Below are 2,701 nucleotides of genomic sequence, written 5' to 3' on the forward strand. Positions count from 1 at the left end.
GGCGTCCGGCCGGTCGAGCGCGGCGTCGAGCAGGGCGAGCCCGCGTTCGGCGGACAACGGGACCGCGCCGCCGCGACCGACCTTGACCCCCTCCTGTCCCGCCATCCCCTCCGACGACGCCCACGGACCCCAGGCCAGGCTGGTCGCGGGCAGTCCCCGTGCGGCGCGGTGGGCGGCCAGGGCGTCGAGTGAGGCGTTCGCGGCGGCGTAGTTGCCCTGGCCGGGTGCCCCGACCACGCCCGCGATGGAGGAGAACAGGACGAACGCGTCCAGGTTCAGCCCGGCCGTCAACTCGTGGAGGTGCCACGCGCCCTCGGCTTTGGGTCCCGCGACGGTGTCGAGGTCGGTGTCGGTGAGGGCCGGGATCGTGGCGTCCGCCAGCACGCCGGCGGTGTGGACGACCGCGGTCAGCGGGTGCTCGGCGGGAACTCCGGCCAGCAGGCCGCTCAACGCCTGCCGGTCGGACACGTCGCAGGACCGGATGTCGACGTGCGCGCCGAGCGCGGTGAGTGCGGCGCGCAAATCCTCGGCCCCGTCGGGTCCACGTCGACCGGCCAGCAGCAGGTGCCGCACGCCGTGCGCCTCGACCAGGTGCCGGGCAACCAGGCGACCCAACGCGCCGGTCCCTCCCGTGACCAGGACAGTGCCGTCAGGATCAAGCCGGGAGGGCAGGGTGAGGACGAGCTTGCCGGTGTGCCGGGCCTGGCTCAGGTACCGCAACGCCTCCGGGGCACGCCGGACGTCCCACGCGGTCACCGGCAGCGGGTGGAGCACGCCCCGCTCGAACAGCGCCACCAACTCGGTCAGCATCTCCTGGATGACCTCGGGGGCCTCGGCGGCCATGTCGAACGCCCGGTAGGCGACGCCGGGGTGGTCCCGGGCGACCCGGTCGGGATCGCGGACGTCGGTCTTGCCCATCTCCAGGAACCGCCCGCCACGCGGCAGCAGCCGCAGCGACGCGTCGACGAACTCGCCGGCCAGCGAGTTCAGCACGACGTCGACGCCGCTCCCGTCCGTGGCGGCGAGGAACCGCTGTTCGAAGTCGAGCGTGCGCGACGACGCCACCCGGGTGTCGTCGTAGCCCAGCGACCGCAGCACGGGCCACTTCGCCGGACTCGCGGTGGCGAACACCTCCAGACCCAGGTGCCGGGCGAGCTGCGTGGCGGCCATGCCGACACCACCGGTCGCCGCGTGGATCAGCAACGACTCGCCCGGCCGGGTGTCGGCCAGCCGGACCAGGCTGTAGTAGGCGGTCAGGAACACGATCGGCACGGTCGCCGCCTGCGCGTACGACCAGCCCTGAGGCATGGGGACGAGCACGCGGTGGTCGGTGACCGCGACCGGTCCCAGACCACCTGACAGCAGCCCCATCACCCGGTCACCCGGCGCGAAACCTGTGACGTCCGGACCGACTTCGAGGACCACGCCCGCGCCCTCGCTGCCCAACAGCGCGTTCTCGTCCGGGTACATGCCCAGCGTGATGAGCACGTCCCGGAAGTTGAGCCCGGCGGCGCGCACGGCGACCCGGACCTGACCGGGTTCCAGCGGCGCGATGTCGTGCGCGACCAGGGCGACGTCATCCAGGGAGCCCTTGCGCGTCACCTCCAGCCGCCACCCCGCAGCCCCGGCAGGCGGTGACAGCACGTCACCGGGGCCGGCCGGAGCGAGCCGGGGAACCCTGGCGATCCCGTCGCGCAGCGCGAGCTGCGGCTCACCCGAGGCCACGGCGGCGGGCACGGCGCCGGACGACGTCCCGTCCACGTCGATCAGCGTGAACCGGTCGGGATTCTCCGACTGCGCCACCCGGACCAGGCCCCAGATCGACGCCGCGGCCGGGTCCGGCACGTCCTCGGCGGCTCGGGTGGCCACGGCGTTGCGGCTCACCAGTACGAGCTTCGAGTCGAGGAGGCGGTCGTCGGCCAACCAGCGCTGCAAGGTGGCCAGCACCTCGTGGACGCTCGACCGTTCACACGGGAACAGCACGACCTCAGGCGTCCCGTCGCTGAACGCCGCCGGATCCGCGTGCGCCGGGAGCTCGAACCGCGCGGCCAGACCGAGGGGATCGGCACCGAGCACCGCCCAGCCGTCGAGGGACGGCGGCACCTCGGAGAGTGGGGCGGAGGGCCACTCCAGGCGGTAGAGGGCGTCGCGGTGTCCCGTCCCACCGGGCCGCGTGGTGAGTCCGCGCACGGTGACGACCGGTGCGCCCGTGTCGTCCGTCGCGGTCAGGGAGACCGTCCGCCGGTCGAGCCCCTGGAGCCGGACGCGCAGAACCGCGGCACCGGTGGCGTGGAACCGGACGCCGGACCACGCGAAGGGCAGCTCGACGTCACCGCCTTCCCGGGTGAGGGCCAGCGAGTGCAGGGCTGCGTCGAGGAGCGCGGGGTGCACCGGGTAGCCGTCGACGTCGGTGCCCTCCGGCAGCGCAACTTCGGCGTACAGGTCGTTCCCGTGCCGCCAGGCGGCGCGCAGCCCCTGGAACGCGGGACCGTAGTCGAGACCGGCCGCGGCCAGGCGGTCGTAGAGGCCTTCGACGTCCAGCGGGGTGGCATTGGCGGGGAGCCAATCGACACCGACCACCGGGGCGGGCTCGTCGGCGGACAGGACGCCGGTGGCGTGCCTGGTCCAGGGACCGTCGGCGTCGTCCTGGGTGTGGATCGTGACGGCCCGGCGTCCGAACTCGTCCGGGGCCTTGACGACG

1 protein-coding gene is annotated in these 2,701 nt (G+C 73.9%); it reads right to left on the reverse strand.

Going from position 1 to position 2,701, the window contains the following annotated elements:
- A partial coding sequence (locus AB0G02_RS34395) for an SDR family NAD(P)-dependent oxidoreductase (protein ID WP_360802823.1) occupies nucleotides 1–2,701 on the reverse strand: 2,701 nt, incomplete at both ends.

It is taken from the genome of Actinosynnema sp. NPDC023658 (assembly GCF_040639995.1).
Lineage (GTDB): Bacteria > Actinomycetota > Actinomycetes > Mycobacteriales > Pseudonocardiaceae > Actinosynnema.